At 52.0% G+C, this 25,395-nt stretch carries 18 protein-coding genes; 16 read left to right on the top strand and 2 right to left on the bottom strand.

All coding sequences use genetic code 11. The features are described from left to right. Positions 1-47 precede the first annotated feature (47 nt). The 14 genes from tssH to ACMGGR_RS18165 all read left to right on the top strand — a co-directional run bounded on the left by tssH (position 48) and on the right by ACMGGR_RS18165 (position 19,915). Positions 48-2,666: a type VI secretion system ATPase TssH gene (tssH, locus tag ACMGGR_RS18230; protein WP_414147507.1), complete on the top strand. Its 2,619-nt coding sequence runs from the start codon at positions 48-50 to the stop codon at positions 2,664-2,666. A gap of 15 nt (positions 2,667-2,681) precedes the next feature. Next, a complete protein-coding gene (locus tag ACMGGR_RS18225) occupies positions 2,682-4,160 on the top strand; it encodes a serine/threonine protein kinase (protein ID WP_414147506.1) in 1,479 nt (492 codons plus the stop codon). 90 nt (positions 4,161-4,250) lie between these two features. After that, a complete protein-coding gene (locus tag ACMGGR_RS18220) occupies positions 4,251-6,212 on the top strand; it encodes a type VI secretion system Vgr family protein (protein ID WP_414147505.1) in 1,962 nt (653 codons plus the stop codon). Between the two features lie 24 nt (positions 6,213-6,236). Continuing rightward, entirely contained in the window at positions 6,237-7,286 is a 1,050-nt protein-coding gene (locus tag ACMGGR_RS18215) for a PAAR domain-containing protein (RefSeq protein ID WP_414147504.1), read from the top strand. A 23-nt stretch (positions 7,287-7,309) separates the two neighbouring features. Next, positions 7,310-7,747: a hypothetical protein gene (locus tag ACMGGR_RS18210; RefSeq protein ID WP_414147503.1), complete on the top strand. Its 438-nt coding sequence runs from the start codon at positions 7,310-7,312 to the stop codon at positions 7,745-7,747. Between the two features lie 19 nt (positions 7,748-7,766). Beyond that, entirely contained in the window at positions 7,767-8,831 is a 1,065-nt protein-coding gene (locus ACMGGR_RS18205; RefSeq protein WP_414147502.1) for a hypothetical protein, read from the top strand. Positions 8,832-9,070: 239 nt separating this feature from the next. Next, a complete protein-coding gene (locus ACMGGR_RS18200) occupies positions 9,071-10,996 on the top strand; it encodes a type VI secretion system Vgr family protein (protein WP_414147501.1) in 1,926 nt (641 codons plus the stop codon). Beyond that, positions 10,993-11,415: a DcrB-related protein gene (locus ACMGGR_RS18195; RefSeq protein ID WP_414147500.1), complete on the top strand. Its 423-nt coding sequence runs from the start codon at positions 10,993-10,995 to the stop codon at positions 11,413-11,415. The genes ACMGGR_RS18200 and ACMGGR_RS18195 overlap by 4 nt, the downstream gene beginning before the upstream one ends. Positions 11,416-11,417: 2 nt before the next feature. After that, complete coding sequence (locus ACMGGR_RS18190) at positions 11,418-15,986, top strand: RHS repeat-associated core domain-containing protein (RefSeq protein ID WP_414147499.1); 4,569 nt, start codon at positions 11,418-11,420, stop codon at positions 15,984-15,986. After that, positions 15,983-16,618: a hypothetical protein gene (locus ACMGGR_RS18185; RefSeq protein ID WP_246762633.1), complete on the top strand. Its 636-nt coding sequence runs from the start codon at positions 15,983-15,985 to the stop codon at positions 16,616-16,618. The genes ACMGGR_RS18190 and ACMGGR_RS18185 overlap by 4 nt, the downstream gene beginning before the upstream one ends. Before the next feature lie 158 nt (positions 16,619-16,776). After that, the gene (locus ACMGGR_RS18180; protein WP_414147498.1) at positions 16,777-16,929 is read left to right on the top strand and encodes an RHS repeat-associated core domain-containing protein; all 153 of its coding nucleotides are present in this window, start codon (positions 16,777-16,779) and stop codon (positions 16,927-16,929) included. Positions 16,930-16,937: 8 nt separating this feature from the next. Further along, positions 16,938-17,186 carry a hypothetical protein gene (locus ACMGGR_RS18175; protein WP_246762632.1) on the top strand — a complete coding sequence of 83 codons (249 nt, stop codon included), beginning with the start codon at positions 16,938-16,940 and terminating at the stop codon, positions 17,184-17,186. 983 nt (positions 17,187-18,169) lie between these two features. Continuing rightward, positions 18,170-19,156: a hypothetical protein gene (locus tag ACMGGR_RS18170; RefSeq protein ID WP_246762631.1), complete on the top strand. Its 987-nt coding sequence runs from the start codon at positions 18,170-18,172 to the stop codon at positions 19,154-19,156. A 63-nt stretch (positions 19,157-19,219) separates the two neighbouring features. After that, positions 19,220-19,915, top strand: coding sequence for a hypothetical protein (locus tag ACMGGR_RS18165; protein ID WP_246762630.1), 696 nt, complete (start codon positions 19,220-19,222; stop codon positions 19,913-19,915). A 150-nt stretch (positions 19,916-20,065) separates the two neighbouring features. Here the strand turns inward: ACMGGR_RS18165 and ACMGGR_RS18160 are convergent, their stop codons facing one another. Further along, positions 20,066-20,365 carry a SymE family type I addiction module toxin gene (locus ACMGGR_RS18160; RefSeq protein ID WP_414147497.1) on the bottom strand — a complete coding sequence of 100 codons (300 nt, stop codon included), beginning with the start codon at positions 20,363-20,365 and terminating at the stop codon, positions 20,066-20,068. Positions 20,366-21,077: 712 nt separating this feature from the next. After that, positions 21,078-21,944, bottom strand: a complete 867-nt coding sequence (gene yghU, locus ACMGGR_RS18155) for a glutathione-dependent disulfide-bond oxidoreductase (RefSeq protein ID WP_246762044.1) — start codon at positions 21,942-21,944, stop codon at positions 21,078-21,080. A 198-nt stretch (positions 21,945-22,142) separates the two neighbouring features. Here yghU and ACMGGR_RS18150 point away from each other — a divergent pair, with 198 nt between their 5' ends. Then, positions 22,143-22,775: a DNA-3-methyladenine glycosylase I gene (locus ACMGGR_RS18150; RefSeq protein WP_246762042.1), complete on the top strand. Its 633-nt coding sequence runs from the start codon at positions 22,143-22,145 to the stop codon at positions 22,773-22,775. Positions 22,776-23,527: 752 nt separating this feature from the next. Further along, on the top strand, positions 23,528-25,117 hold the full coding sequence (prfC, locus tag ACMGGR_RS18145; protein WP_246762040.1) for a peptide chain release factor 3: 1,590 nt from the start codon (positions 23,528-23,530) through the stop codon (positions 25,115-25,117). Positions 25,118-25,395: the final 278 nt, after the last annotated feature.

The raw sequence follows: 25,395 nt of genomic DNA, 5'->3' as shown, positions 1-25,395 counted from the left end.
CTTCACGGCAATGCTATTCCATCAGTCATCAACTATCTGGAACCACCATGTCAGAAATTAGCCGCGCCGTACTGTTCGGCAAACTGGACACGCTGTTATTTACCTCGCTGGAAAGCGCCACCGCCTTTTGTAAACTGCGCGGCAATCCCTATGTGGAGCTGGTGCACTGGCTGCATCAGCTTATGCAACAGCAGGACGGCGATCTGCAACAGCTGATCCGCTATTTTTCCCTGGATGAAGCGGCGCTTACGCGCGATATCGTGGCAGCGCTGGATCGTTTGCCGCGTGGAGCCAGTGCGGTTTCGGATCTGTCGGAACATATCGATAGCGCGGTTGAGCGCGCGTGGGTTTACGGCTCGCTGAAGTTTGGCGTGCAGAAAATTCGCGGCGGTCATTTGCTGATTGGCCTGCTAAAAACCTTTAACCTGGCGAACGTGCTGAAGGGCATTTCTCCGCAGTTTGGCCGCATCAGCGCCGACGCGCTGCTGGAGCAGTTCGATAGCGTCTTCGGCAACAGCAAAGAGACCAACGTTACCGCAGCGCCTGTACAGGATGGCGCGGTGCCGCCGCAGCAAAGCACGCTGGCGCAGTATGCGCAGGATCTGACGGCGCGCGCGCGTGACGGCAAGATCGACCCGATCGCCGGACGCGACGAAGAGATCCGCCAGATGGTGGATATTTTGATGCGCCGTCGTCAGAACAACCCTTTGCTGACTGGCGAAGCGGGCGTCGGCAAAACGGCGGTGGTAGAAGGGCTGGCGCTGCGTATGGCCTCTGGCGACGTGCCGGAACCGTTGCAGAACGTACAGCTGTGGCTGCTGGATATCGGCATGTTGCAGGCCGGTGCGGGTATGAAGGGCGAATTTGAGGCGCGGCTGCAGGCGCTGATCAACGAAGTTCAGTCCAGCCCAACGCCGATTATTCTGTTTATCGATGAGATCCATACCCTGATTGGCGCAGGCGGCCAGCAAGGCACCGGCGACGCCGCAAATCTGCTGAAGCCTGCGCTGGCTCGCGGTCAGCTGCGTACCATCGGCGCGACAACCTGGGCGGAATATAAAAAATATATCGAAAAAGATCCGGCGCTGACCCGTCGCTTCCAGACCGTACAGGTACAGGAGCCCGATGAAGAAAAAGCGCTGCTGATGCTGCGCAGCACCGTAAGCCCGCTGGAAAAGCATCACCGCGTGCTGCTACTGGATGAAGCGGTAGCGGCGGCCGTAAAACTTTCCCATCGCTATATTCCGGCGCGTCAGCTGCCTGATAAAGCCGTGGCGCTGCTGGATACCGCCTGCGCACGCGTCGCCGTCAGCCAGAGCGCTCAGCCGCCGCAGCTGGAAGACTGTTTGCATCGCATTCACGCGCTGGAGATCGAAAGAGAGATAGCGGAACGCGAAGCGAAAGTAGCCATTGGCGACGCAGGCCGCGTGGTGAAAATCGACGGGCAGCTTGCTGAACTGGCCAGTCAGCGTGACGAGCTTAACGCCCGCTGGCAGCGCGAGCGCGAGCTGGTAGATGCGATTATCGCCTTGCGCGCGCAGCTGCATGACGACGAAGCAGAAGACGTTGCTGCCGTTCACCAACAGCTTGCCGGGCAGCAGCAGCAGCTGAAAACGCTTCAGGGCGAAGCGCCGCTGCTGTTTGCGGCAGTAGATGCCAACGTAGTCGCCGCCGTGGTTTCTGACTGGACGGGTATCCCGCTGGGCCGCATGGTTAAAAACGAGATCGAGGCGGTTCTGAAACTGGCCGACACGCTGAACGAGCGCGTTATCGGTCAGCGTCACGGTCTGGATCTGATTGCCAAACGCGTACGTACCTCCCGCGCGCGGCTGGATGACCCTAATAAACCGGTTGGCGTATTTATGCTGTGCGGCCCGTCCGGCGTCGGCAAAACCGAAACCGCGCTGGCGCTGGCCGAAACGCTGTACGGCGGTGAGCAGAACATTATCACCATCAACATGAGCGAGTTCCAGGAAGCGCATACCGTTTCCACGCTGAAGGGCGCGCCTCCGGGCTATGTGGGCTACGGCGAAGGCGGCGTGCTGACCGAGGCCGTGCGCCGTCGACCTTACAGTGTGGTGCTGCTGGACGAGATCGAGAAAGCGCACCCCGACGTGCACGAAATCTTCTTCCAGGTCTTTGATAAAGGCTGGATGGAAGATGGCGAGGGACGCCATATCGATTTCCGCAACACGTTGATTATTCTTACCTCCAACGTAGGTACGCAGCTGATCGGTGCCATGTGCGCCGATCCGGAACTGGTGCCGGAGCCGGATGCGCTGGCCGCCGCGCTGCGCGGGCCGCTGCTGGAAGTCTTCCCACCAGCCTTGCTGGGCCGCCTGCTGGTAGTGCCTTACTATCCGCTGAGCGATGAGATGCTCGCCAGCATTGTGCGTTTGCAGCTGAACCGCATCCAGCGCCGTCTGGAGCAGAATCACGGCATCGTTTCCGAAGTGGATGACAGCGTTATTGCCTGTATTGTTCAGCGCTGCACCGAGGTAGAATCCGGCGGCCGCATGGTCGATGCCATCCTTACCAACACGCTGCTGCCGCAGATGAGCCAGCTACTGCTGGATGCTCAGCGGCGTGAACAACAGTATCAACGCCTGCGCGTAACCCTGCACGACGGCGAGTTTCAGTGTCAGTTTGCGGCGATCGCGCCCTAGAGAGAGTTGTCCAATATGTCAGAACAAGATATTCCGCGAGCCATTCCGAATGCGCTGCCGGTGGGCTACCGCTTTAACGAGTTTGAAATTAAAGAGGTGATTGGCGGTGGCGGCTTCGGCATCGTTTACCGTGCCTGGGATCACCAGCTTGAGCGCACCATCGCCATCAAAGAGTTTATGCCCGCCTCGCTGGCGGTGCGTAACGACGACCTGACGCTGGTGCTGCGCAGCGAACGTTTCAGCAAAACGTTTCACGCCGGGCTGAACAGCTTTATTCAGGAAGCGAGGCTGCTGGCGCGTTTTAATCATCCCAACCTGCTGCATGTGCTGCGGTTTTGGGTGCAGAACGATACCGCCTATATGGGCACGGCGTTTTATACCGGCACAACGCTGTCGCAGCTGCACAACCGTCGCCCGGAGATGATTAGCGAAGCCTGGATCCGCTGCCTGCTGCCGCCGCTGTTTGGGGCCATCAACACTATTCATCGCGAAGGCTACCTGCACCGCGATATCTCGCTGGATAATATCCAGATTCAGGAAAACGGCGTGCCGGTGCTGCTGGACTTCGGTTCGGCGCGTAAGGCTATCGGCAACCTTTCTGACGAAACCGAAACCATGCTTAAGCCGGGTTTTGCGCCGATTGAGCAGTACAGCGACGATAACGAAAGCGAGCAGGGCACCTGGACCGATATCTATGCGCTGGGTGCGGTGCTGCATACGCTGATTGTCGGTTCGCCGCCGCCGGTCAGCGTGGTGCGCAGCATTGAAGATAACTATAAGCCGCTGGTGCAGCTGAAGCCGGAAGGATATTCGCTGCCGTTGCTGCATGCTATCGATCGCGCGCTGGCGCTCCAGCCGGAAGATCGTCCGCAGACGGTCGATCAGTTTGCCGCGCTGATGGAGCTTTCCGCCAGCGATATCAACGAGATCCATGAGGTGAAGGTCAGCGGGCCTGGCACCATGCTGGTGCCGGTGGCTGAAGAAGAGCAGCCCGTGCCGAAAGCAACTGGCCTGAAGCGCTTTATGGTGCCGGGACTGATTGCGGCGGGTGTGCTGGTGGGTATTGGCGTCGGCGCGCTAATCGCCGGTGGCGGTAGTGATAATTCACCGCAAACGGCTGTGAGTTCTGCTCCAGCAGCAACGGCTGCGGGTACGGATGCCGCGTCATCGCCAACGGAAGTCGCTAAGGCTTCGGCCGCCTCTTCTGCTGTGCCGGCCGCTGCACAACCTGTAGAAACGGCCGCTGCGCCGCAGGCGGCTGAACCGCCACCGCCGCCGGAACCTGTCGCGCAGGTTTATCTTAAGCTGCTGCCGGGCGACAAAGTGGCAATGAACGGCAATCCGCAGGCGCTGGTGCCGTCGCCAAACGGTTTCGCTATGCTGCAACTGCCGCCGGGCGACTACCGCTTTAGCGTCAGCAACAACGGCCAGACGCGTAGCCAGACCATCACCGTTGACAGCGAAGGCGTGTGGCTGCTGAATCCACAAAGCTGAGCCTGCATTAGCTATTCGGTTTTACCCTCCATTCCGCAATAAATCCTTACCCGCCCGGCCTCGCCGGGCCTGCCAGTCCGGGAAAAAATTATGTTTGATCGTATCACCGTCCTCCTGCCGGTCGAGGGTCTGCTGTTCTGGAAGCTCAGCGGCCGCGAGCGGCTTTCCGAATCCTTTGAGCTGACCGTGGAGCTGCTCAGCACCGACGCGCGCATTGACCGCAAAACGCTGCTGGGCCAGCCGATAACCGTCTGCATCCCCACGCAGGGATTAACCACCACGCGCTACCTGAACGGCAAAATCACCCAGGCGGGCGTCTACAGCCAGGAGCTGAGCGGCACGCGCTACGCGGTCTATCGCCTGGTGATGGAGCCGGACCTGTGGCCGATGAAGCGCGACCGCAACCTGCGCATCTTCCAGGGCCAGACGGTGGTGCAGATACTGAAAACCCTGCTGGGCGAGTACGGCGTGACGGTGGAGGACAGGCTGACCGGCAGCTACCGCGTGTGGGACTACTGCGTGCAGTATCAGGAGAGCAGCTTCGACTTTATCAGCCGCCTGATGGAGCTGGAGGGCATCTACTACGGCTTCCGCCACGAGATGGACAAACACACGATGGTGCTGGCGGACAGCGCGCGGCAGCACCAGCCGTTCGCGGGCTACGAGGTTATCCCGTACCACGCCACGCCGTCCGGCGGCAGCACCGGCGAGGAGGGCATCAGCGTCTGGGAGCTGCAGGACAGCGTGACGCCGGGCATCTACAGCATCGATGACTACGACTTCCGCAAGCCGAACGCGTGGATGCTGCAGGCGCGGCAGAACCCGGCGTCGCCGGTACCGGGACAGATTGACGTCTACGACTGGCCGGGGCACTTCGTTGACCACGACCACGGCGAGTTTTATGCCAGAATCCGCCAGGAAGTGTGGCAGGTGGAGCATCAGCAAATCAGCGCCGTGGGCACCGCGCTGGGCCTGGCGCCGGGCAGCACCTTTACGCTGCTGAACGCGCCGTTCTTCAGCGACAACGGCGAGTACCTGACGGTGAGCGCGTACTACGACTTCGAGGAGAACCGCTACGCCAGCGGCAGCGACGGCAGCACGAAGCACAACATCGCCATTGAGGTTATCCCGTCGGAGGTGACGTTCCGCGCGCCGCCGAAAACGCCGTGGCCGCGCACGCACGGGCCGCAGACGGCAAAGGTGGTGGGGCCGAAGGGCGAATCCATCTGGACGGACAAATATGGCCGCATCAAGGTGAAGTTCCACTGGGACCGGCTGGCGAAGGGCGATGACACCAGTTCGTGCTGGGTGCGGGTGTCAAGCGCGTGGGCGGGCCAGGGGTATGGAAGCATACAAATTCCTCGCGTGGGAGATGAAGTGGTTATCGACTTTATCAATGGCGATCCCGATCGTCCGATGGTAACCGGGCGTGTATATAACGAAGGAAACATGCCGCCGTGGGGATTACCGGCAGCGGCCACGCAGATGGGGTTCTACAGTCGTAGTAAAGATGGACACAGAGATACCGCCAACGCGCTGCGTTTTGAAGATAAAGCGGGCCACGAGCAGATTTGGATCCATGCAGAAAAAAATATGGATACCGAAGTCGAAAGCTGCGAAACGCATCATGTGGGCGTAGATCGTTTAAAAACTGTTGGTCGTGATGAAAAAGTGACGATAAAACGCAATCGTCAGGCTAACGTTGGCGAAAATGCACTAAGCAATACGGGTAGCAGGCATGTCATTAATGTTGGTGAAGGCGAGACGGTGCTTACTATGGACAAGGAAGGCAACGCGCTGCTTGAGGCAAATACGAGCATAAAGCTAAAGGTTAAAGATAACTATATTTTGATTTCCCCGGATTCTATCGAAATTCAGGTAAATAAGGGGAGTATCCATGCTGAAAGTGAGCAACAGGCGCTATTTAAAGGTAATGAGTTGACTAGTTTGGGTGACGGGAAAAATGCCGAGCTGAAAGCAAATGGTACGGTGAGCATTAACGGAACCAACGTCACCGATATTAAAGGCGCTATGGTAAAAATTAACAGTTAGTGGCTCAGGATAAGGAACATAAGCATGGGTAAGCCTGCGGCCAGAGCCTCTATAGATAAAGCGGCGCATAGTGGCCCAATTCAGTCTGGAAGCCCGGATGTTATTATTGGCGGTTTCCCCGCCGCGCGGAAAGGAGATTCATTCTCCTGTACACAGCACGGCAGCGGCATTATCGTCGGCGGTTCAGGTAGCGTACTGGTTAATGGTGTTTCGCTGGCCCGTATGGGCGATAAAACGCAGTGCGGCGCCGCCGCTGCAGCAAAACCCAAGCCTGCGCCGCCGCAGTATTGGGGCGGTTCGCTGGCCAGGAAAGCTGGTGAAGATGGGATGCTACATGGCGATCTTTATGATGCTCGTATATTAGGGGCTTACGCCAGCCTGGAAGATGGTTCCAGCGATGGGAGCTACGATACTGTTTCGACAGGATTTGTTCTTGAAGATTTGACCTTGAGGGCTGTTGACAGCGACGGCCTGTTAAAAGGTGAGCTAAAAAATAAGATAGGCCAGGCTAATGCCAGCGGCTCTTATTATAACGGCGGCGGCAATATTTATGGCATCAATACCAATGCGAAAGCAACAGGCATGCAATATAGTATTACAGGCTCAGCCGGGAAAGAAAATACGCTATATGGCTCTGCCAGCGCTGGCGTTACTCTGGCAACTGCCGAAACGAAACTAGTCGCTGAAGTTTACACCGGTAATCAAGGGCGTTACGGAATCAATCTTGAAGGCGGCATAGAAGCAGCGGCAGTTAAAGAAGAAGCTGAGCGGAAAGTTAACTTGTATGGAATCGTGATAGGAAGTGCAAGAGCGGAAGTAAATCTGGGAGCAATAGGCACCTCAGCGAGTTTAGCCGCTTACAAGGATAACACTGATCATTCAATCAACTTAAAAGCCAGCGGTAAATTTGCTTTTTGGCTGGGGTTAGGAACGGGTTTTGACCTGAAAATATTCGTTAAGCCATTGCGTGAGTTGTTCTTTGGTAAAGATGATAATTCAGATGATGCCGAGAAAAGCGGCGATGGCGATGGTGTTATTATCGACGGCTGTGCGACAGTTTTAATCGGCGACTAAATTTAGTATGGGGCTGGTATTTTATGAAAATGATAGCTTTTTTGTTTTTTTTAGCTGTGACGCTTTATTGTGTCTGGCGCGGTAACGTCTCTTACGGGAAAAAATCATTAACAGGTGCGGGTAAGGGCCTGATTGGTGTATTTGTCGCGATTATTGCACTAGGTTTTCTTCTTAAGCTTCTGGTGGCTATTATTCCCGGTTTTACTAATGACGCTGCCGGGGATTTAATGGAGGAGACTGGCGCATCATTTATCGTGGTGTGGGGAATGAGATTCCTGGTCACAGCAATATCGACCATATTTAGCCGAATTATGGGGTTTCACGAGGAACATAATTTCGAGAATTACAAAAAGTTTTCACCAGTTACCAGCAAGCTGGCTCCTGGCCTGCTTCTGTTTGCCAAATGTGCAGTCTCTTTCGGCGCCGTATTGATGCTTTACGGAGTTTGGTTTACGCCTTAAACCAGAAGGGAGATAGTCTATGGATATTGAAGTTAACTATGCTTTTCCTGTTTCTTCAGATTTGACTAAGGAAGAGATGCAACAACATTTCTGGAAGTGTCTTTATACTTCTTCCGAACAGGAAATGCTGCACTACTGGGTTGTATTGCCAAAAAATATCAAACCAGCAGAGCTGGAACCGATGGCTTTCCCCGGAACGGGCTTAACAAATATTGGCCGCTATTTCACTACTGATGAATCACCGTACCTGGAAGTCTGGGTAGCCTATGAGCGCTGTCAGTGGGAAATGAATGCGTCTGACTGGCTGTTTAAAAAACTCGCGCTGACGGGAGAAAAAGTTCTGCACCGGCGTCTGGTCGGTAATGCTGCCGAGAATGGTATTTTTGCCGATGTTTTAACCGTTAAAACGCACTCTTCCGGTGATGAGGTAATATCCCGATTTACTGTGCAAAAGGATTATAACAGGGATAAAGGCGGCGGAAATTATTTTTTGCTGAAAGCCTCCTGTGCCTCACGTGACTATGCCGCGCTTGCGAATGATATTTATTTTACGGTAGTTAGCTGGGATCTTTTGCACCGCAGTAATTTACCACTAGCTGAATTACTCACTTCAGTTGATCTTGGCGGCGAAAGCGCCTTTAAAATCCCCTTGTCCTGGCATGCAAAAACTATCGCTGAAAATCGAATAGTTGTTGATCATACGATAGAAGGTATAAATTATGGTGTGATTAATTTTTACTTCTATTCTGCATCGGAATGCTATTCAGTAGAAAACGCTTTTAATAAGTCAACGGCACGTTTTCATCAGCACGATGATTCTGTAACGCTTGTAGCAAACGAGCTGGAAGATTACCCCAATGATATTAATGACAGGCTGGGTAAAATAACCACCTGTACTGGTGAGGTTTATAGTGAAAAAGATAAAATGCGTGCATTTTATCAAAGCTATATTTTTAACTATTCAGGCGTATGGTGTTATGTTGAGCTGGTAGGGCAGCACCGAACCAATAAAAGCTATAATTTTGAAGCTAATAAGCGTTGTGTGGAAATTATTTTGGCAACATTGAGTTTTAATTTTAAGTAATTTATTCTAAGTGGTGTTTTCTGGCTAAATTTAAAAAATACTGATTTTTTATGGCGAAGGCGTTACTGATTGTCCTTATTTATACTGGCTGCCTGTTTTTTATATCACGGCATGGGAATGCATGCCCAGTCGACAGGTTACTTATAAAAAACGAATTTTAGGCTGCTAACAATATTATTGCTCGATCCAAAAATCTTACCCGCCCGGCCTCGCCGGGCCTGCCAGTCCGGGAAAAAATTATGTTTGATCGTATCACCGTCCTCCTGCCGGTCGAGGGTCTGCTGTTCTGGAAGCTCAGCGGCCGCGAGCGGCTTTCCGAATCCTTTGAGCTGACCGTGGAGCTGCTCAGCACCGACGCGCGCATTGACCGCAAAACGCTGCTGGGCCAGCCGATAACCGTCTGCATCCCCACGCAGGGATTAACCACCACGCGCTACCTGAACGGCAAAATCACCCAGGCGGGCGTCTACAGCCAGGAGCTGAGCGGCACGCGCTACGCGGTCTATCGCCTGGTGATGGAGCCGGACCTGTGGCCGATGAAGCGCGACCGCAACCTGCGCATCTTCCAGGGCCAGACGGTGGTGCAGATACTGAAAACCCTGCTGGGCGAGTACGGCGTGACGGTGGAGGACAGGCTGACCGGCAGCTACCGCGTGTGGGACTACTGCGTGCAGTATCAGGAGAGCAGCTTCGACTTTATCAGCCGCCTGATGGAGCTGGAGGGCATCTACTACGGCTTCCGCCACGAGATGGACAAACACACGATGGTGCTGGCGGACAGCGCGCGGCAGCACCAGCCGTTCGCGGGCTACGAGGTCATTCCGTACCACGCCACGCCGTCCGGCGGCAGCACCGGCGAGGAGGGCATCAGCGTCTGGGAGCTGCAGGACAGCGTGACGCCGGGCATCTACAGCATCGACGACTACGACTTCCGCAAGCCGAACGCGTGGATGCTGCAGGCGCGGCAGAACCCGGCGTCGCCGGTACCGGGACAGATTGACGTCTACGACTGGCCGGGGCACTTCGTTGACCACGACCACGGCGAGTTTTATGCCAGAATCCGCCAGGAAGTGTGGCAGGTGGAGCATCAGCAAATCAGCGCCGTGGGCACCGCGCTGGGCCTGGCGCCGGGCAGCACCTTTACGCTGCTGAACGCGCCGTTCTTCAGCGACAACGGCGAGTACCTGACGGTGAGTGCGTACTACGACTTCGAGGAGAACCGCTACGCCAGCGGCAGTGACGGCAGCACGAAGCACAACATCGCCATTGAGGTTATCCCGTCAGAGGTGACGTTCCGCGCGCCGCCGAAAACGCCGTGGCCGCGCACGCACGGGCCGCAGACGGCAAAGGTGGTGGGGCCGAAGGGCGAATCTATCTGGACGGACAAATATGGCCGCATCAAGGTGAAGTTCCACTGGGACCGGCTGGCGAAGGGCGACGACACCAGCTCGTGCTGGGTGCGGGTGTCAAGCGCGTGGGCGGGCCAGGGGTATGGCGGCGTGCAGGTCCCGCGCGTGAACGACGAGGTGGTGATTGACTTTATCAACGGCGACCCGGATCGGCCAATCGTCACGGGGCGGGTCTACAACGAGGCGAGCATGCCGCCATGGGCGCTGCCGGCAGCGGCCACGCAGATGGGCTTTCTGAGCCGCACCAAGGACGGCAATCCGGACAACGCCAACGCGCTGCGCTTTGAAGACAAGGCGGGCGAGGAGCAGGTGTGGATCCAGGCGCAGAAGAATATGGATACCAATATCAAAAATGATGAAACCCACACGGTAGGGGGTAATCAAACGGTCGCGATTGATAAGGACTTTATCAGCAAAGTCAGCGGCACTTACGTACAGAATACTCAAAAATCGCGTAATGAACTGGTCGGCGGTGATTACCAGCTGTGGGCACAGGATGGTCTGCAAATAGCATCCGGGAAAGGAATTAGCTTTGTCTCGGGCAGCAGCGTATTGACACTCGATCCCAACGGCACGATTTCGTTGCAGTGCGATCAGTTCCAGATCAACGCGACTGGAAATGGGCAGATCAACACTGGCGGTACGCTCGATCTCAATATTAATGAGCCAAAAGCCGGTGATACGCCAGACCCTACGCCATTCACTATCGGTTATGAAATTCTTCAGGCCTTCGACAAAAAAGGGAGTAACACATGAAATATATTTTGTCAGAAGGAGCGCTGACGCTGCCTGAAGCGGTCCAGGATCAGAGCATTACGATTTTCCGTCTGCCGAAAACGCGTGCCACGCTGGTAGTAACCCGTGCATGGGATGTTAAAGAAGGCGAAGAAGAGAATTATCTGCAGCAGCAGTTGGCAAAAGTGAAGCGCGATATGAAAAAGTTTGCTGCACAAGAGACAGAAGAAACGTTTTTCGGCGAGCTATCTGCGCGAGAAGTCGCAATGCGTTTTGAAAATCAGGGCGTAATGGTGGTTCAAAAATTGTTAATAGCAAAAACTGAAACCCATCTGATGATGCTGACTTTTAGTCGTGCAGGCACTTTCGATGCGGATTCGTTGGCCGCCTGGCAGGTTATCAAAAGTGGATTTATTCCTTCTGCAGGAGCGGAGGCCTGAGCATGTCCGATTTAACAGCAGCACGTTTAGACGATCCTTTAATTCATAGTTCTGCACTGGCCGATCTGGTTAGCGGGCTGGTGGAAGGCGCCGTCTACACTGGCATTTTGGTAGGGGCCAGTATGCTGTTTGCCGTCAATCCCGTCGCTGGCATCGCTGTCGGCGCGGGATTGATGATTGGCGCAATGGCTTCCGGCTATCCCGAAAAACTCGGCAATAAGGCCAGCGATGCCGTAGACGGCCTGCTTGATACGCTGGGCATGCGCGGCCCACCGGATGCGGTAATAACCAGCGGCTCTGACAACGTAAAAATCATGGGCAAACCGGCGGCACGTGCGGCAGGAACGGTCAATCGCGACATGATGGCCGCGCTTTCCGTTGGTAGCACAGAGGAACCAGGCCTGAAAGATATTGCGATGGCCGTTGCAGGAGGCATTGCTTCGACTATTCGCCATCCGGGCGACGCCATCAGTTCCGCGCTGGATAAAGTCAGTCATCTTAGCGCGGCATCGGTGGGCAGCTGGCTTGGCAGTCTCTGGGACGATGTGGTGCAGCCAACCGTTGCCAGCGCCAGCCCTTGCGCTACGCCAGCAAACAAAGATACCGTCGCCTGCACGAAAGGCCATCTGGCCGAGAACGCCAACTTTCTGGCGGAAGGGTCGAAAAAGGTTTTCATCAACGGCCACCCCGCCGTACGTAACGGCGATCGCAGTACCTGTGAAGCAACCGTCCAGGTCAGTGAAAATCCGCGCGTGCGTATCGGCGGCGACAGCATCGTGGTACGTGATATCCGCAGCGGCAAAAACATGCTGGCTTATCTTGTCGGCACCATCCTGAGCGGTGGTATTGGCAAGGAAGGCGTTAAGCTACTGGAACAGCTTTTCTCGCGCATTGCGGCACGGCGCGCGCTGCGTCAAATCGCCTGTACTGTTGTTTTTGAAACCGGAGAAGCAGTTGCGTCTGGCGCTATTGCTTCCGCTGCAATGCAGAGCGCTCACCCGGTTAATTATGCGACCGGCGCTAAAATTCTGGCCGACCGGGACGATCTCGATTTCGTGCTGGAAGACCGCATCCCGCTTTACTGGCAGCGTATTTACCACAGTCGCAATCTGACTACCGGCATGTTCGGTACCGGCTGGATGATGCCGTTCGAAACGCGCCTGATTCGCTTTCTTCACAAGGACGGTACTTTCCAGTTTGCCTGGCGCGACATAACCGGTCAGGAACTGGGGCTTGGCGAGATTGCACCGGGCGACGTGGTTCGTTTTGATGAAGAGGGCTTTACGCTGTTCTGCTCGCTGCAGGGCGTTATCGTCATGCAAACCGCGCAGGGCGAATTTCATCTGTACGAACCCGATCCGCTGCGTGAAGGCGAATGGCGTATTGGCCGCATCTACGATCGCCATGAAAATTGCCAGCACTTTACGTGGAATGACAGGGGACAGCTGGTCGCCATTGCGGGCGATAACGAGGCGCTGGACATTCGTCTCAGCTATGAACAGCAGCATGGAAGAGTAACGGCGATAGATCAGGTTGTCGGCGGCGAACTGCGCCCGCTGATGCGTTACAACTACAACTCGCAGGGCCAGCTGATTGCCGTACAGGATGCCGACGGCGTTGAAACCCGTCGTTTCAGCTGGGATCGCGCCAGCGATCTGATGGCATCGCACAGCTATGCCACCGGCCTGACCGTGGCTTATCAATGGCAGCCAGCCAGCGATCCGCGCTACTGGCGCGTCTGTGAATACCAGGTGATGGACGAAGGGCAAAACTGCCTTGAGCACTGGCTGATAGATGCCGATGAGGAAGCTCGCAGCGCCACGGTAACCTGCTTCTCTGGAGGGACCACGCAGCATCGCTGGGATGAGCTTTGCCGTATTACCGACTATGTCGACAGCTACGGGGCGCACTGGTCGTATCGCTGGGCGGAACAGGGCGATTTGCTGATGGCAACGCATGCGCCTGGCGATCGGACCTGGGAATATGACTACGACGAACGCGCGAATCTGGCAATGGTGCGCGATCCGGCTGGTCGAACATCGACCACCATCTGGCATCCTTCCTATGCGTTCCCGCTAAAAGAAGTCCAGCCCGACGGCGCGGTGTGGCAATACCAGTACAACAATGCTGGCGATGTCGTCGCGGTAACCGATCCGCTCGGCGGCATAAGCCGTTTTACCTGGAACGAGCAGGGCGATTTAATCACGCGCACCGACGCGCTGGATAATACGCATCGCTTCTGGTGGAACGAGCGCGGCCAGCTACAGCGCGATGAAGACTGTTCAGGCCATCAAAGTTATCGGCTGTATGATGATGCGGGAAGGTTGTTGAGCAGCACGGACGCAGAGGGTAACACCACGCGCTATCGCTGGAGCACTGCGGGGCGTCTGCAATCTCTGATACGTCCTGACCGACGCGAAACGGAATATGAATACGATCGCGCCGGAATGCTGGTCGGGGAAAATATCGACAGCTTTTCAGAGCGGCACGTAGCCCGTAACGTGCGCGGGCAGATTGTCAGCGAAACCGATCCGGCAGGGAACATTACTCGCTATCAGTACGATCGGTTCGGACGGCTGACGGCGTTAATTAATCCAAACAGCGATCGCTGGCAGTTCGAGTATGACAACAGTCAGCGCCTGCTGGCGCAGACTGACTATGCCGGCCGTCGCAAAATCTATGGATATGACGAGCTGGGCCTGGTTGCGGAAGTCGTGCAGCATCCGCTGTCTGCTGAAGGCGAAAACTTGCCGCCTCACCGTACGCAATTTGAATATGACAACGTAAATCGCCTGACGGTAAAAACTACGCAGCAACACCGCACCGAGTACCGCTACGGCCCGGACAGTGTAGAAATCAGGAAAATGGCGCTGGCGGAATGGCAGAAGGCGCAGGCGGCAGGCTATGAAGCCGAAGCGGAAGTGCTGATCCTGACCAGCGACGCGCTGGGGAATCTGCTCAGTGAAGAAAATAATGGTGGGCTGTTCACGCATCAGTACGACGCACTGGGCAACCTGCTCGGCAACACGTTGCCGGATGGCCGTGAGCTGAACTGTCTGCGTTACGGAACCGGTCATCTGCTACAGATGAACCTGAAACAGCACGGCAGGCAGAGGGAAATCGCAGGTTATCAGCGCGATAAGCTGCATCGTGAGATCGATCGTACCCAGGGCGCACTGCATCAGGAAACGCATTACGATCCGGCGGGCAGGATCGTAATGCGCCGCAGCGGCTTTATCGACAAATCCGGCGTGGTGTTTGAGCGCCGCTATCGCTGGGATCGTCTGGATCAGGTGATGCAGCAGCTGGTCGTGGACGGCGCAACGCGGCAGAACGAATGGGCCAGCCAGCAGCAGCGTTTCGGTTACGACGCGGCGGGTCAGGTCACGCGTGAAGTCCGCGCTTATAAAGAAGAGCATTTCAGCTGGGATGCCGCCGGAAACCAGACCGACAGGCCGGGCGAAACGGTATGGCGCAACCTGCTGCTGCGGCTGAAAGGGGCGCGCTGGCACTATGACGGCTTTGGCCGCATGACGTGGCGGAAAGCCTCTTCTGATGCAGTCGAACAGCACTTCAGCTATGACGACGAGCACCGCGTCAGCGAAGTACGTTTTGACGGCCACAAAGAGTTCAGCCTTGTGGAATACCGTTACGATGCCGTTGGCCGCCGCACGCGCAAAATTCTGCATCGTCATGGCAGAGAAACAGAAACCATCACCTTTATCTGGAGCGGGCTGCGGATGGTGGGCGAAAGCAGCAGCCTGACGCCGGAACGCAATACGCAGTATATCTACAGCGAAAACAGCTGGGAAGCGCTGGCGCGCGTGGACAGCATCGGCGAGCAGTCGGAAACGTTCTGGTATCACACCGAACTGAACGGCCTGCCGGAACGCATGACCGACGCGCATGGCGAAGTGGTGTGGCGCGGCCGCTTCTCCACCTGGGGCGAAACGGAGCGGGAAAGCGTGACGGGTTTCCAGGCTGTGCCGCAGAATCTGCGTTTTCAGGGGCAGTACCTGGACAGAGAGACGGGCCTTCATTACAATTTATTTCGGTATTACGACCCGGTTGCGGGCAGGTTTACGCAGGTTGACCCGATAGGGTTGGCGGGTGGGGTTAATACTTATGCGTATGTCGGGGACCCGCTGACGTGGGTGGATCCGCTGGGATGGATGAGCTGCTCGACAGATGCGGCCAAGCTTGCTCGTAACTTAGGGCCCCAACCGTTAGGTGGTGGAAAATACGATGCTCATCATATTGTAATGTCCAATTCTTCAGATGCTCGTATGGTTGCATTGAGAAAACGAATGGATGATTTCGATATTGATATAAACAATTCGAAAAATGGCGTTTGGCTACCAAATACGCGAGCAGATCGTATTGAAGAAACGTTCACTACTGCTCATAAAGGTAATGGTGTTCATGGAAATGCATATAAGCAATATGTTTACGACAAACTAATTAATAGTCAAACAGATAAGGAATTCTTATCCGCTCTCAAGCAAATAAAAAATGAGCTTGCAACAGGTAAAGTCTTCCCACTTGCAAATGGTAAAACTCCTATATTATGAAAAATAAAACGATGTTAGAAATGGCTGAGGATATTAGAGAGAAATTTGATAGTCTGATATCATTGCTATCGTCTGAAGATGCATTAAATCAAAAGCTTTCTCAATTTCATACTGGTAATAAAGAAAAAATGCTATGGTCAAAAACTAATGCCTTCAGCATTGTACCATTTTATAATGAGTTAACAGGTTTTAAAACTGGCGAAATGCAGCATAAAGAGCCAAAAAATAAAAAAAATGTATATTGCTACTTTATGGATGAAGATAGCGGTGAAATAAATAAAGTAATAAGTTATAACTCAAAAGGAAATGTAGAGGATACGTCATATATAATTAGAGAAGGTAACAGTTCTATTGAAGTAAGACAAGATTTCCGAGGTGACTTTATAGCTCTCAGTCAAACTTTTTTTGATGGCAATAAATGTCCTTTAAGTTCATACTTCGCAAGTGAAGATGGCAATGTGTCTGGCTATTATTATTTTTATAAAAATGATAAAATAAATGAGATTTTAGCAGTAAGCAAAAACTCCCCTTTACCATACGTGACTTTGCTATGCGAATATGATGAAAATGGAATAATTAAAAAGATTTACTTTAATAAAAAAGAGGCTCAGGTAGTCGTATACCCGCGTTGAGAGGTATATAAATCTTCTTCAAAGGTTAAAATGGAATGTGTTTGAAGGAAAGTTATAAATATTAGTTAGTGTTAAGTGCGGAAGTAGCCTGGAAGCGTGATTAGCTTTCAGGTTACATCGCATAACATTCGCTTTCATTGATTATATTTTAATTTTGGATGTACCATCTATTTCGATATTACGGCCCGGTTGCCGGGCGGTTTATCGAGATTGACCAGATAGGATTGGCGGATAAGGTTAATACTTATAGTTATGTGGGCGATCGGCTAACCTGGGGGGGATTAGTTGCTCGACAGGTACGGAAACATTAAGAAATAATATGGCAGAAGCAGGTATGATCGCACCTGCTTATAAAAATGCAGCACACTATATTGTCATGTCCAACCCAAAAGATTTGAGGATGGTTGAATTATTGTTAAAAATGGCTGAATTTTATCTGCATTTTAACGATTTTTATAACGGTGTATTTTTACCAACAACCTCGAAAAACTTCTTTCAGATGCAATTAGTCCAGCCCATAGCAAAATACACACTAATATTTAAAAATAAAATGTATACGATAGATTAATCCTGACTAAAAATGCTGATGAATTTATAGCTTATTTAGAAAGTATTAGGAATTCAATTGTGAGCAGTAGTTTTAATTATTGAAGCTGTTTTATGAACGAAGTAAATAGAACCTTTGCTTTTTTTAATAGCAAATCAGAAAGTGAAGCATGACGAGTTTCTATCACAAGCTGAAGTTAAAATTAATTATTTAAAATATTCAAATACGTCATTAATTGAAATGTACCCTTTCGAAGATGAAATTTCTGGATAAATAAAAGGTGTGAAATAAAAGCTCCAGAAAAAATAGAAGGGCCATTGAAAAAGATTTATTTTGATAAAGGAAAAAATTAGTTATAACTGAAGAGATTTTGGCAGGTAATCGAGTAAATAGCAGGTCTTTTTACTTTTATACTAGTAATTTTATAGAAAGGATAACTTTCCAGGAAATTGGTTCTTTTAAGCTAAAACCACTATCTCGTTTTATAACAAAAAGGGGAAGGAAATTCTATTGAATAAAGGTATGATGGGGGGCAGTCTTGAAGTTTAATTATCATGATGATTCTTTGTCTTCAATCCATGTGAAAGAAAAATATTATGCATCAGATAAATATCATTAAAGTAATGTAAGATTTATTTACGGCGATAAAAATGAGTTAAAGTAAATAATCAATAAATATGAAAATAGGACTTCTTAAGTAATGTGTAAAATAAAAATATAGGTTCTAAAAAATTGGGGTTATATATTTTTAGCTCGGATAGCATACGAATGCTGACGCGAGCAGAACTTGCCTTAGTAAGAAAACTTAAGAAGTATAAAACGTTATAAATTCTGAGGGGTCGCGTATGAAAGCAATTCCGATATTTCCCCTTAGCTTATAAATAATTATCTTTAGTCCATCACAATTTCTACTTATCCTTAATGTATGAACAGTAAAAAAACCGCCCCCTTCAAGCGCTAAAGATCAAGGGACGCCTCAAGAGGCGGTTTGCTCACAGGTTTTTTTGTATTTACCGGAATCGTCTAAAGCCTCGACTTACTTGCTTTTATCCTTATCGCCATCAGATGCTTTACTGGCATCCGCACCGCTTCCTGCGGACGTACTGGTACTACTTTTCGAATCCAGAGCCGCTGTAGCCGCACTGTCCTTCGCTGTAGTGGTTCCGGTGTCGGTTCCGGTAGACGTGCTGGTGCTGTCACTGCTTTTCGAAGCCGCATCAGCTTTGGTAGCACTGTCCTTCGCTGTACTGGTTCCGGTATCGCTTCCTGCGGACGTACTGGTACTACTTTTCGAATCCAGAGCAGCTGTAGCCGCACTATCCTTTGCCGTACTGGTTCCGGTGTCGCTTCCGGTAGACGTGCTGGTGCTGTCACTACTTTTCGAAGCCGTATCGGCTGTAGCATTGCTTCCAGCAGAGGTAGCAGCGTCGTCTGCTGATGACGCGGTAGCTTTAGTAGCAGTGGCGCTATCGCTTGTGGATGGTGCGCTGGTTGTAGTATCGGTGCCTGTTGAAGTGCTGCCGGTATCGCTTGTTGCAGATGTGCCAGTATCAGCCGCGCTGGTTGAAGAGGTAGTTGATTTACTATCACTTCCTGTTGCCGGGCTGGTTCCCGCATCGCTTCCTGTCGACGCGCTGGTGCTGTCATCATTTGCTGAAGGTCTGCCGGTACCGTTATCAATGACCGGAGGCGCGTCAGCCATCGCCTTATCCTCTTTAGATTTGTCGACAGGCGCATCGCTATCTACAGATGCACTGGCTTTGTCATCATTCGAGGAAGGCCTGCCGGTACCATTGTCAATAACAGGCGGAGCGTTGGCTATGGCAGCATCTTCCTTAGATTTATCGACGGCATCATCGCTGTCTGAAGAAGCACTGGCTTTATCACCTTCTACTGAAGGCCTGCCGGTGCCATTATCAATGACAGGCAGCGCATCGGCTATGGCATCACTTTCCGCAGGCGTAATAGTTTCAGCTTTAGTGCCTGTATAAGTGCTGGTTTTACGGCCGCCTGCCGAAGTCGCACCATGTTCGTCATCCTCATACTCCGCAGCCTTGCTGGTCGTAGCGCTGCTTCCTGCAGATGAGGTGGTCCCATCGCCGCTTTTCGCGGACGTACTGGTCGTATCGCTTCCTGCAGCCGCACTGGTGCTGTCGGTGCTTTTTGATGACGTGTCGCTTCCTGCGGCTGCACTGGTACTGTCAGTGTTCTTTGATGACGTAGCGGTTCCTGCAGTCGCACTGGTGCTGCCGGTGCTTTTTGATGACGTATCGCTTCCTGCGGCTGTACTGGTACTGTCGGTGCTTTTTGACGACGTGTCGCTTCCTGCGGCTGTACTGGTACTGTCGGTGCTTTTTGACGACGTGTCGCTTCCTGCGGCTGCACTGGTACTGTCGGTGCTTTTTGACGACGTGTCGCTTCCTGCGGCTGCACTGGTACTGTCAGTGTTCTTTGATGACGTAGCGGTTCCCGCATCGCTCCCTGTAGTTGTACTGGCAGTTTTGTCAGCACTTGCCGAAGACGCGGCTTTCCCTGTATCGCTTCCTTTACTTGTAGCTGCACTGTCAGCGCTTTTAGAAGACGTTGCAGTTCCCGCATCGCTTGCTTTAACCGTACTGGTGCCATCAGTGCTTTTTGCAGCCGCAGTTGTTTCGGCATCGCTTTTCGCAGAAGCCGTGGTGCCAGTATCGCTTTTTGAAGATGTACTGGTTCCGGCGTCGCTTTTCGCAGGAACGTTAGCATCATCATGAGTTGGTTCTAAAAAATCATCATGTTCAGACATACAAACCTCCACTAGCCCGGATGGGTAAACTAACTATAGAGGCCGGTTTGCGTACGCATTTTCCTTATTTCACAATTAGTTAAAAAAACTTTGGTGTGCAGACTGACTGCCTGGCTGTTTATATCGATGCTTTTATCTGCTGCCGGGCCTGCTCAAGGGCTGTCCGCTGCCGTACCAGCACTTTTTCCAGTGCTTTCAGTCGCTTTTGTTCACGACTATCCACAATCAGCACCAGGCAACCCTCTAAGACTTTGAGGCTGATGCCGATGCCTGGCTCAAAGCCCGCCTCCAGCAGCCATTTTCCAGAAAAACTTATCATCGGGATGCTGGTGTCGCCCTGATTTGGACGGTAGCCGACCTGCAGATGCCGTTCCGTTCTTGAAATAACCCGTTCCGATTTACGTTTGCTTGTAGTCATAGCTAAGTCCTGTGTAATTGTTGAAGTAATACCATGTTAATAAAATTACTCTCTGCTAAAGGAATGCCTGCAAAATAACTTCCCCTTTTATACCCTTCTGAGAGTCCTTTATAAATCGTAAATGCCTGGCTTTTTTGTAGATAAACTAATAAATGCGAGCTGGATCTGAAATAATACGCTCCTGTCGATAATAAATAGTAATTTTCAATATCATTATTCAATGAAAATTTCTTATGGTCTGTTTTTCCTATAGTTAACTGTTATATGTTGCTATTTTTAGTTTTCCGCCTAATTTTGCGAGTTGTTACGCAATTTTGATTCTTACCGTTAAATTTCATTTGATTCCTGGCTGAGCGGAGATAGAATTAGATTGTTTTCATATGCCAGGTAGCCAAATGAAGGTAAAAATGAATTATTTAAAAATTCATTCAGCTCAGGCAGTGGAGCGAAATAATTATCAAAAAACTTATATTGGTTGATATTTAAAAGGTAGAGAATGTGCTTGCATTGAATTTATATAATTTGCCTGATGCCTGATGCCTGATGCCTGATGCCTGATGCCTGATGCCTGATGCGCAGAAAAAAACGCGATTTCCTCAGGGAAACCGCGTTCGGTATAAATAGTGCTTATTGCTTTGAGTAACTGCGAATCAGAAGCGCCCTGTAGCAAATTTATACGCTATTCCGGGTCGTCCTGAATCAGGATGCAGCACTATTTAGCCAGTTTGTCTTCGGTACGTAACTCAAAATCAGAAGCGTCATGGCGTTCATGCAGCTGCTCAGCGGGTTCACCCCAGGTACGGTTTACGATGCGGCCACGCTGTACGGCTGGGCGTTGGGCAATTTCATTAGCCCAGCGCTGCAGATTCTTATAGGAACCCGCGTCCAGGAATTCGGCAGCGTTGTACAATTGCCCTTGCACCAGCGCACCATACCATGGCCAGATGGCGATATCGGCGATGGTGTAATCTTCACCAGCAATATAACGGTTTTCTGCCAGCTGACGGTCTAACAAATCAAGCTGGCGTTTCGCTTCCATGGTAAAGCGGTCAATTGCGTACTCAATTTTTACTGGCGCATAGTTGTAGAAGTGACCAAAGCCGCCGCCCAGATAAGGTGCGGAACCCTGTAGCCAGAATAACCAGTTCAGCGTTTCGGTGCGTGCAGCCGGATCTTTTGGCAGGAAGTGACCATACTTTTCTGCCAGATAAAGGAGGATAGCGCCGGATTCAAATACGCGCGTCGCTGGTGTGGTAGACGTGTCCAGCAGGGCAGGGATCTTGGAGTTTGGGTTGACCTCAACAAAACCGGAGGAAAACTGTTCGCTATCGCTGATACGGATAAGATGCGCATCATATTCCGCATCGTTGACATTCAGTGCCAGCAGCTCTTCCAGCAGAATAGTGACTTTCTGCCCGTTAGGCGTGCCCATGGAATAAAGCTGTAAAGGATGTTTACCAACTGGCAGTGCAGCTTCGTGACGTGCACCTGCGGTCGGACGATTGATGCTGCTCCAGGTACCGCCCGCGTTCTTGTTCTCTGTCCAGACTTTAGCTGGTTGATAATCGTTGTTACTCATAAATTTTCCCTTTTCATGGTTGGATTACGCAACGGGACTAACGTCACGCCGGGGTTGGTCTCAAAATAGCGTCGATTACCGCTCGTCACCAAAAGCGGTTGTTACATCTGATGTCAGGTATAGCATTGCCGTCGCGCGCCTGTTTATCTGTAAAGAGCAATCGTGCTGATAATTAAGAAACTTCCGTAAGGAGACAAAATGGATCTTGCCGCACTGAAACAGGCCGGGCTGACCTTAACGGATGATGGCCGTGTTTGCTGTTACTGGCAGCCGTCAATGCCGGACTATCACGATAACGAATGGGGCAAACCAGTGATGGAGGATCGCCGTATCTTTGAAAAGGTTTGTCTTGAAGGCTTTCACTCCGGTATGTCCTGGCAGCTTATCTATAACAAGCGTGAAAATTTCCGACGCGCCTTTGCCGATTTTGACTTCTGCCAGATGGCCAAATTTAATGATGCAGATGTTACCAGGCTAATGGCCGATAAAGGAATCGTTCGCAACCGGGCAAAAATCCTTTCTGCTATCAACAATGCGCATCGAGCCATAGAACTGATTAAAGAAGCGGGTTCGCTGGCAAGCTGGTTCTGGCAGTTTGCTCCTGTGCCAGAAAATCGTCCGGCCATTGTCGATCTGGCGTACTGGCAGCAAACCAAAACGTCGCCGGAAGCGATAAGTATGTCAAAAGCGCTGAAAAAACGTGGCTGGACGTGGGTCGGGCCGGTTACGGCTTACTCTTTGATGCAGGCACTGGGGCTGGTTAATGACCACTTAACGGGGTGCGAATGTCGCGAGAGAAGAGAAAAAGAACGCCAGAAGATTACAGAGTGAAAGCTAAGCCTCTGCTTCATGCTGCTTAAAAAAACCGCCCCAAGGGGCGGTTTTCAGCTTACTTGCCTGCTGCATTGACGATAACCGTAATCGAATTATGAGAGATGCTCCATTTCCCGTTTACGGTTGATAACAATGCACCAGATACAACGATGACAATACAAATGTACCGTTTCATTGTGCGGTCCTTGCACAGACCGCTTCACGGCGACACCACCGATGCTGTTACCATGAAAGCAAGCACGAGGTCGTGCTTACGTTTACGGTCGTTGGAATTCCTTTCCTTAAACCGGTGCCCGCTTGCTTAAGGCGGCGAAAAGGCCCGGCGATATTTTATACCAGTCTTTGCAGGCAGAACACTTGACTCTGTGTGATAAACTGCTCAAAATATGCGCACGAGGTCGTGCTTGCGTTACATACGTAACAAAGCTTCGCTGGAAAGGCCGCTTAACCTGACCAGCACAAAAGAACCGCCATTTATGGCGGTTTTTTTGTTTTTGTCTTTAAATATTTTCTGTTTTTTTCAGCGGTATTTTACCGGCCATGCTGGAATCTCGGCTGCACAATGACTGCAAATCCTGTAGACAACATGCCAGGCTTTGCGGCCTTTCTGCCATTTCCTCTCTGCAAACCGCGTTGTGGATTGTGTATAGCGGCCGGATCGGCGAAAATGCCGGCCATTGATGATTAATCGCCTGCGTCTTCCTGTGCACTTCGCGCAGTGGCGGCCCAGCACCAAACAGAGTTTTTTCATGTCTAATGCACCTTTTATGCAAGAGGTGGCTCGTCGCCGCACTTTTGCCATCATTTCTCACCCGGATGCCGGTAAAACCACCATCACCGAAAAGGTGCTGCTGTTCGGACAGGCTATCCAGACGGCCGGTACGGTCAAAGGCCGCGGCTCCAGCCAGCATGCCAAGTCAGACTGGATGGAGATGGAGAAGCAGCGTGGAATTTCAATTACCACCTCCGTGATGCAGTTTCCCTACCGCGAAAGCCTGGTCAATCTGCTGGACACGCCGGGACACGAAGACTTCTCAGAAGATACCTATCGCACGCTGACGGCGGTTGACTGCTGTCTGATGGTTATCGATGCCGCAAAAGGCGTTGAGGATCGTACCCGCAAGCTGATGGAAGTAACCCGCCTGCGCGATACGCCAATCCTGACCTTTATGAACAAGCTGGACCGCGATATTCGCGATCCAATGGAAGTGCTGGACGAAGTAGAAAACGAGCTGAAAATCGCCTGTGCGCCTATCACCTGGCCAATCGGCTGCGGCAAGCTGTTTAAAGGCGTGTACCATCTTTATAAAAACGAAACCTATCTTTATCAGTCTGGTAAAGGCCACACCATTCAGGAAGTCCGCATAGTAAAAGGTCTGGATAATCCGGATCTGGACGTGGCTATCGGCGAAGAGCTGGCGGCACAGCTGCGTGAAGAGCTGGAGCTGGTGCAGGGTGCCTCTCACGAATTTGATAAAGAAGCTTTCCTGGCCGGACAGCTGACGCCGGTATTCTTTGGTACCGCGCTGGGCAACTTCGGTGTGGACCACATGCTGGATGGTCTGGTGGAATGGGCTCCATCACCGATGCCGCGCGCTACCGATACCCGTACCGTCACCGCGGCAGATGATAAATTTACCGGTTTCGTCTTCAAGATTCAGGCGAACATGGACCCGAAACACCGCGACCGCGTGGCGTTTCTGCGCGTGGTTTCCGGCAAATATGAAAAGGGCATGAAGCTGCGCCAGGTACGTCTGGGTAAAGACGTGGTGATTGCCGACGCGCTGACCTTTATGGCCGGTGACCGTTCGCACGTTGAAGAAGCCTATCCTGGCGATATCATTGGCCTGCATAACCACGGCACCATCCAGATTGGCGATACCTTTACCCAGGGCGAGAACATGAAGTTCACGGGTATTCCGAACTTCGCACCGGAATTGTTCCGCCGTATTCGCCTGCGCGATCCGCTGAAGCAAAAACAGCTGTTGAAAGGGTTGGTACAGCTGTCGGAAGAGGGCGCGGTACAGGTGTTCCGTCCTGTACATAACAACGATCTGATTGTTGGCGCAGTAGGTGTGCTGCAGTTTGACGTGGTCGTTGCCCGCCTGAAAAGTGAATATAACGTGGAAGCGATTTACGAATCGGTAAACGTTTCTACCGCTCGCTGGGTAGAATGCAGTGATGTGAAGAAGTTTGACGAGTTCCAGCGCAAAAACGAAGTAAACCTGGCGCTGGATGGCGGTGATAACCTGACCTATATCGCTCCTACTATGGTCAACCTCAATATTACTCAAGAACGCTATCCTGAAGTGGTATTCCGCAAAACGCGCGAGCATTAATGCTCTAACGTTCGCCTGCCCGCAGTGCAAAATGTGCTGTGGGCAAGCATTTGGTACTGCGGGCAGGCATTTCGTACCCTGGCCATAGCGCGAAACCGTAAGGCGTAATCTGCTCTGATTATGTCTTTATCTGCTGCACCCTGCACCGCATTTTCTTCAGGCTTTCTCCCCACTTTTTCCCTGACGCTTGCCTACAGACTCATCTTAAAAAATTCTGCTTTTGACCATTTATCCGCCATATCAATCACAAAGGACAGCAAAATCCAGATACGCGTCTA

It is taken from the genome of Erwinia sp. BNK-24-b (assembly GCF_047456155.1).
Lineage (GTDB): Bacteria > Pseudomonadota > Gammaproteobacteria > Enterobacterales > Enterobacteriaceae > Erwinia > Erwinia phyllosphaerae.
The sequence above is the reverse complement of the archived record's forward strand: the minus strand, read 5'-3'. Positions and strand labels throughout refer to the sequence as shown.